Origin of the sequence: Bacteroides mediterraneensis (assembly GCF_016900355.1) — a bacterium.
In the GTDB taxonomy this organism is placed as follows: domain Bacteria; phylum Bacteroidota; class Bacteroidia; order Bacteroidales; family Bacteroidaceae; genus Phocaeicola.
The window spans coordinates 108589-115514 of the sequence record NZ_JACJKA010000007.1 but is presented as its reverse complement, the minus strand read 5'-3'; the positions used below and the strand labels follow the sequence as shown (position 1 = coordinate 115514).

Annotated in this window: 6 protein-coding genes; all 6 read right to left on the bottom strand. The window is 46.4% G+C overall.

Annotation, left to right across the window (positions count from 1 at the left end):
* Positions 1-150: 150 nt before the first annotated feature.
* Positions 151-1773 (bottom strand): sialidase family protein, encoded by a 1623-nt coding sequence (locus H6A28_RS05870; RefSeq protein WP_204476309.1) that lies wholly within the window; start codon positions 1771-1773, stop codon positions 151-153.
* A gap of 18 nt (positions 1774-1791) precedes the next feature.
* A complete protein-coding gene (locus tag H6A28_RS05865) occupies positions 1792-2238 on the bottom strand; it encodes a YhcH/YjgK/YiaL family protein (protein WP_204476308.1) in 447 nt (148 codons plus the stop codon).
* 14 nt (positions 2239-2252) lie between these two features.
* The gene (locus H6A28_RS05860; protein ID WP_204476307.1) at positions 2253-3485 is read right to left on the bottom strand and encodes an MFS transporter; all 1233 of its coding nucleotides are present in this window, start codon (positions 3483-3485) and stop codon (positions 2253-2255) included.
* A gap of 43 nt (positions 3486-3528) precedes the next feature.
* Positions 3529-4716 carry an AGE family epimerase/isomerase gene (locus H6A28_RS05855; protein WP_204476306.1) on the bottom strand — a complete coding sequence of 396 codons (1188 nt, stop codon included), beginning with the start codon at positions 4714-4716 and terminating at the stop codon, positions 3529-3531.
* A gap of 11 nt (positions 4717-4727) precedes the next feature.
* Entirely contained in the window at positions 4728-5645 is a 918-nt protein-coding gene (locus H6A28_RS05850; RefSeq protein ID WP_204476305.1) for a dihydrodipicolinate synthase family protein, read from the bottom strand.
* 73 nt (positions 5646-5718) lie between these two features.
* Positions 5719-6810 carry a cyclically-permuted mutarotase family protein gene (locus H6A28_RS05845; RefSeq protein WP_204476304.1) on the bottom strand — a complete coding sequence of 364 codons (1092 nt, stop codon included), beginning with the start codon at positions 6808-6810 and terminating at the stop codon, positions 5719-5721.
* Positions 6811-6926: the final 116 nt, after the last annotated feature.

Below are 6926 nucleotides of genomic sequence, written 5' to 3'. Positions count from 1 at the left end.
TCTTTGCCATATTACTTTGCTTATGCCTAAAGATACAAAATCTTTAGGTAATAACAACGCCTCGGCTTGGGAAAGTCGGGGCGTTGTCATAAAAAAAGAGGGTATGCATTTTGACACACCCTCTTTTAGTCTATTTGATTATATAATAAATTATTTTATAATATCTTTCAGTTTAATACTTTGGAACGTCATGTGAGCCACGCTGCTCTCATATAATATACCGATGGTTTCTTTATCAATCATGGTCAGGCAGGAATAGCCCCAGTTGTATCCTTCATCCAATAGTAACTGATGTTCCGGGCTCCAGGTATTTCCACCGTCCAGACTGATTTTGATGGTCATGTCCTTGCGGGCACTGGTAGAATTCGGGTTAGAGAAAATCAGCAGGTCTTTTCCTAACACGTTGTCTTTGGCTTTCACGCTGATCAGGCTGGCCATACATACAGGTTCTATCAGAGCTGTGCGTGAGGATTCATGTTCTTTCCACGTTTTGCCTAAATCCTGTGTGGTATATACCGCCCGGCTTCCTCCCCGGTTGTCACGCATGTTCAGCATGAGGGTACCAGGTTCAACCTCGGCCACCTGTGCTTCTGTGGTATTGGTGCGTGCATGGTGATGGATGGTCCAGGTCTTTCCGTGGTCTTTACTGTACATGATGCCTGCATTGGGAATACGGGTCTTGTCGATAAATTGGATAGGGAATACCAAGGTACCATCCTCCATAGTAATGCCTCGTCCCGGTCCTTGAAGCAGAAAATACCATTCCGGAAGCTTCACTTGCTCGGTGATGTTGATGGGCTCAGACCAGGTCTTTCCGTCATCCGTACTTTTGGCAAGTACCAGCTGAGCGGTATGGTTCATGTCCATGCCCGGGTGGGAACTCCACCAGGCTCGTTGGTTACCCATTCCGTGTGTCCAGGCTGCCACAATCCATACCGTATTGGTTTGGGTGTCTACCAAAATAGAAGGGTCGCCGACTCCGTTTTGTGCGGCAGGCAGTCCTCCATATTCTTTAAAGGCCAGTGGCAGACGCATCTTTTCCCATGTCTTTCCACCGTCGGTACTGCGGCTGAGACCGATATCGATGTGTTCCTGCAGGTCTACACTGCTGTTGTAGCGTACATCGTATACACCTAAAAGAGTACCTTTGTTCGTAGTAACCAGACCCGGAATACGGAAAGCGGCAGAACCATCGTCACCTGCATGACGTACACCAACTCCCATTCTTTGAACCACTTTCTGTTGTGCTACGTTTTTGGTAGGCAGAATTTTTCCGTCTGCTTTCACTTGTGTGATTTCTGCACTGATTTTGGTTTGCAGTGAGGCCGTGGGCTGCATTTCAATACTGACCCAGAAGAAATTGTATCCGGGGAACAGGTTCTGCTTGCCCTCCAGTGTGAGGGTATGCTTCTTGGGAGCCGTTTCCGATTTCTTGATGGAATAAGAAGGATTTGCCGATAATGTCTGGCCGGGAGTCTGGCTGGAGATATATTCTACTGGGGCAAACCGTTTTTTCCCTCTGTCTTGGGAAGCATCCGTACCACTATAATAGAGTTTGACTGCTTTTATCTGTGAAAGAGGTACATCTTTGTCAAAGGTCAGTGTGACATTTTCCAGTGTCTGAGTCTCTTTGGCGTCAAGACGTAGGTAAGCCAGCACATTGTCGTGTCGTTCTATCAGGATGGGCACCTGTGGGGTTTTCACGAATACCGTGTCTGCAGCCTGCAGTCCGATAGCAATCATTCCGATACATAGGGAAAGTAATTTTCTCATAATTGGTCGGTGGTTAGGTTAGATTTTTACTTTAGCGATTAGTTTTCTAATGTTTCCTTCTCCGATGATGGGAGCATGAGGGTCTTCCGGATAGACAATCATGAACTGTCCCGGAAGCAAGTCTACGAAGGAGGTTGGGGTGTCTGCATAGAGGGCACAATCTCCTTCTTTTTGGTAGGCTTGTTTCAATTGACTGACATCTTCAAGGGCTTTCCAGCCGATACGTTCTTTTCCCTCCAGCAGGATGTGTACATCAATGTAGTCACGGTGTACTTCGAGTACCTGCTCAGACGCTTTTATACAAGTCGGATTCACATTGTTGATGAACAGGTTGCTGCCGTCCAGTTCGATTCTTCCACATGGAGTATGCAGCAGGTCGTGATTTTTTACATAGTCAAACAATTGTTTGAATAAAGGGTGAAGTGCTTCGATTCGGGCACTGTTTTGCAGGTTGGATACAATCATATCTTCAAATTTTATTATTCCATATTGTCTGTCTTGGGTCGCAGGAAGTATAATTGCACGAAGAGTGCAACAGCCACTACGATGGCGAGCATGGCGAAACCAATTCCTAAATTACCGTTGTCGCCCCATCGGCCTAACAGATGCGTAATAAAGGCGCCGGCAGCAACTCCTATCATGTTCATCACCCCGTAGGCAGTAGCTCTTTGTTTGCGTGACACAAACTGGCAGAGAATAGGCATGTTGTTGGTGTCGAAGATGCCATAGCCGATACCGAACAATAATCCGGCGGCTACTACGGCAATCAAGTTATGTCCGAATCCCAATAAGAGTAAGGAAGGGATAGTCAGTCCCAGACCGATTGCTCCCGTATATATGCGTCCGCGTAGATTTTTCTGTACCCATCTGTCGGATAAGGGGCCTCCGATGATGACACCGATGAAGGAAGACACGGCAATGGTAATGGTAGAAATAGGGCCTGCCTGTGACATCGGTAAATTGAGGTTCTCGGCAAACAAGGTTGGGAGCCAGTTCTTTGTAGCCCATCCAGGAAGGCTGGGAGCTGCAAAGTAAAGCAGAATAACCCAGAAGGCTACGTTGGTCAGCAAGGATTTCAGGCTGATGAACACTCCTTCTTTATGAGGGTTGGTTTGAAGTTTTTCGGTAGGAATTGTTTCTATCTTCTTGTCATGCAGGAATAACATCAAAATCACGGCATATGCTATTCCGATGATTCCGAACCAATGGAAAGTGGTGTGCCAGGAGAAGGCAGCAGCGACAGTGGCTCCAAATCCACCGATGGCTTGTCCCATATAAAGTCCTGTCATGTGGATACCCACAGCCAGAGAACGTGATTTTCCCGTGTGGTAGTCTGCAATGAGGGAAAGTCCGGCGGGGATGTAGAGTGCTTCACTCACTCCCATTAAGGCACGCAGCCAAACAATCTGGTTGAAGGAGTCGGCAATTCCCATCAGGTAGGTTACGGAAGACCATACGAACAGACTTCCAACAATCAGCCATTTACGGCTCAAACGATCGGCGATGATACCAGAAACCGGACTCATGAGGGCATAAATCCAGAGGAAGATTGCCATCAGATATCCAAAATTAGTGGCTGATTGTAGTTCCGTGATATCCACTTGCATGGCTTCCTTCATGGTGCTGAGCATTTGCCGGTCCATATAGTTGAGCAATGCCACGCCCCAGAGCAGTCCTACTACAACCCAAGGATAAATCTTAGAGTTTTTCATAATATTATTATGGTTATTCAGATTAGTGATGAAACTTGCCGGATTATTCTCCGGCAAGTATTTCTTTACATAAAGTGTATCCCTTGACCATCATTCTTGGAATATGGAAAGGACCTTTGAACAAGTTACCTTTTGCGGGTTGGGCTACTGTACCGTCGCGGTGCAGGTATCCATACCATTCGCCAAACTCGTTATCCGGGAAATGGGCATACGTCCATTCGCTGATTTGTTTGTGGCGTTTCAGGTATTTCTCATCCTTGGTCAGCTTATAGGCATACAGGTTGGCGATGATGGCTTCGGTTTGCGGCCACCAGAACTTCATGTCCTGTGAGTAATCCTGTGGAGGCAGGTTCTTGCAGTCTTTGAAGTTGATGATACCGCCATACTGCTCGTCCCATCCCCAGTCCCATGACCAGTCGAGAATAGTCAGCGCCATGTCAATGAGTTCTTTGTTGCCACCCATGTTACGGGCTACGTCGAACAGGAACCAGGATGTCTCAATACAATGTCCCGGGTTGATGGTACGTCCGTTCATGGTGTCGATGAATTCTCCCTTAGGGCCAACCATTTCTAACAGCGCCTTGAATTCCGGATGCATGAAATAGTGTTTCAGGGCATAGATGGATTCTTCTATCTGGGCATCCAGTTCCGGGTCGGAAATCACTTTCTTGATGCAGGAAGCCACGTTGACCATAATCATGGTGATGGAATGTCCTTGCGCCTGAAGGGTTGGGAGGTATTTCGGCTCCAAAATGCCGGGAGTATTCAGGAAATGACGCATCCGCTTGAACAAATCAAGTGCTTTCTTTGCATATTCCTGGTTGCCGGTAGCCAGTGCATATTCCGACATGGCAATGGCGGCAAAGCTTTCAGAAAAGACATATCTTCTTTTCCGGAGCGGAGTGCCGTCGGCCATGACTTCGAAATACATTCTTCCATCCGTATCGAAGCAGTGGTTTTCAATGAAATCCAGTGTCAGTTTGGCTGCTTCCAACCATTCCGGATTCTTTTCCACATGGTTGTAAGCAAAAGAGCAGATGAAGGCAAAACGTCCTTGGAACCACACTGATTTGGTGGTGTCGAACAGCTGTCCGTCGCGGGCCACACAGGTATATACGCCTCCGTGTTTCTTGTCCAGACCATATTTCAGCCAGAAAGGCATGATATTGTGGGTAAGATCTTCCTTGTAGTTCTCAGCCCAGTACTTTGCGTAGGTATCTATGCACATCATAAGGCCGACGATTAGAATTTGTTGCAACGGTCAAAGAAATGGATAGCTTCCAGTTCCGCTTTCATGCGGGCCTCTTCTTCATCAGTCATATTTTGGAACGGAGTACGGTTCTTGCCCAGATCCAGTCCGATCAGTTTCATGATACGCTTTCCGGCTACGATGTTGCCGCGGTAGTGACAAATTACATTGATGACATCTTGTGAGAAATTTTGCAGCTCACGTGCCTTTTCAATGTCGCCAGCTTTCCATGCATCGAGGATGCCTACCAGGTTGATGCCATTGTAGTTCGTGGTTCCACCGATACCACCTTGTGCACCGCCCATGGCCAGTGAAGGAAGGATGGTTTCATCCTGGCCGTGCAGCATGTCGAACTTACCGTTTTTGTACAGGCGGCACTGGTTGTATTCATAAATACTTTCGTACGTATATTTAATGCCGGCAAAATTTGGAATGCGTCCGTCAACCGCTTTCAGTAATTCCACCATCGGCAGGTAGGCACCGTTGAATGCCGGAATGTGGTAATAATAGAATGGAAGATTCGGTGCTCCGGCTGCGATTTCTTCGCAGTATTTCACCAGTTCTTCGATACGGCCGATTTTCGGGAAGGGAGGAGCCATTGCACCGATACCCCATGCCCCGATTTTCTGTGCATGTTCAGCCAGCATCTTACTTGCCTTTACGCAGCAGCTTCCTACGTGGACAATCACTTTAAAGCCTTTGGGGGCTACTTCAATCCAACGTTCAGCCAGTTTCATACGTTCTTCTTCCGTCAGCATGTAGCCTTCACCAGATGAACCATTGATGAACACACCTTTCAGGCCGTTTTTTGCCAGCATAGCCGCATACGCAGCAATCGGTTCATAGTTTACCTCGCCATTTTCATAAAATGGGGTAAACGGAGCATCAATTAAGCCAATGATTTTTTCCATAATATCATATTTAATAAATTGATTTATTTAATATCGGCAAAAATAGCGATATAATTTTTATACTACAAGGGTTTTAGGGGTTATTTTGAAAATCTATTTCTTTTTTAAGCGGATAAATTGTAATTTGTGGGGTACGTATGCCGGGTTTTATTTCTCCGCATACCATGTATAAACAATGATGATGTTGCAGGAGAATGCTTCCGGCCCGTGCCATACCTGGAATATTAGGATACAAAGTCCATTTTTTATGTGTGAAATCAAAACAGAGAATGTCATCGTTGAATCGATACCAGGATGGCTCGTGAGTGAGATAGTCTTTCCCGACTTTTCCATCCAAGGCTTTTTTGAAGATGGTATAGTTGACTCCTCCGGTAAGGATAAAATGTGTGGAAGTCTGGGTACCGCTTCCTCCTGCCATGCAGCGTTGCTCCCCATTCTCTTCCAAGGGTATGTCTGTCTCGTATTCCCAGCGATTGGTTTCGGGGAGATAGCATAAGATGTCGTGTGAAAGTATGCTTTCCGAAGTGTCCGATGCAGCTTGGTATCCACCTATTAAATAAAGCTTATGGCCGTCGTTTACCAGAATCGGCTGTACGCGTTGAGGCCCAGGATAGGCAGATAGTTTTTGCCAGGTACGGTTTGTTTTCAATTCCAGTCTGTACAAGGTGTTCTGCCCATGCTGCTGGTTCCCTCCGGTAAGGTAGATACATCCGTTGAGAAGGGTGGCTGCAGCGTTGTCTATGGTTTCTGGTAGTGAAGGAAGTGGCTGGATAGTAAACTTTTGTGGAGAGTCGGTGGCTTGAATACGGAATACATGGGTCAGACAGGAGTCCGCATTCATTCCCCCGATGCAGACAAGTCCTTCCGGTGTTTCTATGGAGCACCCGTAGGCCATCGGGCAGGCAAGTGAAGGAACCGGTATCCACTGTGGGCATTCAGACTGGACGTTTAATGCATAGCATTGGTCGTAATATATTTTCTCTCCTCCTTCGGCAGCAGGCTTCAAAGGGAAATTGCATCCTCCACCCACTATCAGCCAGTCTTTTATAAAGCCCGCAAAAGGAGCGGATACACCTTGTGTAATTGGATAGTCGGGTACGGATTGTGCCAGAGATATTGCATATTGGAGTACAAGAATTCCCCACATCAGGAGTCGTTTTTTCATACGTATTGTCATTAGGTTAAGGAAGGATGGGATTTCTTTCAGCTAAAATAAGCATAATATTTAAGTTATCCATGATTTAATGAAGATTTTTCTTGACTTTTGCTATATATCATTAA

Excerpts from the sequence above, each read along its gene's own strand:
- H6A28_RS05860 (WP_204476307.1), bottom strand. The coding sequence starts at position 3,485 with ATGAAAAACTCTAAGATTTATCCTTGGGTTGTAGTAGGACTGCTCTGG.
- H6A28_RS05865 (WP_204476308.1), bottom strand. The coding sequence starts at position 2,238 with ATGATTGTATCCAACCTGCAAAACAGTGCCCGAATCGAAGCACTTCAC.
- H6A28_RS05855 (WP_204476306.1), bottom strand. The coding sequence starts at position 4,716 with ATGATGTGCATAGATACCTACGCAAAGTACTGGGCTGAGAACTACAAG.
- H6A28_RS05850 (WP_204476305.1), bottom strand. The coding sequence starts at position 5,645 with ATGGAAAAAATCATTGGCTTAATTGATGCTCCGTTTACCCCATTTTAT.
- H6A28_RS05845 (WP_204476304.1), bottom strand. The coding sequence starts at position 6,810 with ATGAAAAAACGACTCCTGATGTGGGGAATTCTTGTACTCCAATATGCA.
- H6A28_RS05870 (WP_204476309.1), bottom strand. The coding sequence starts at position 1,773 with ATGAGAAAATTACTTTCCCTATGTATCGGAATGATTGCTATCGGACTG.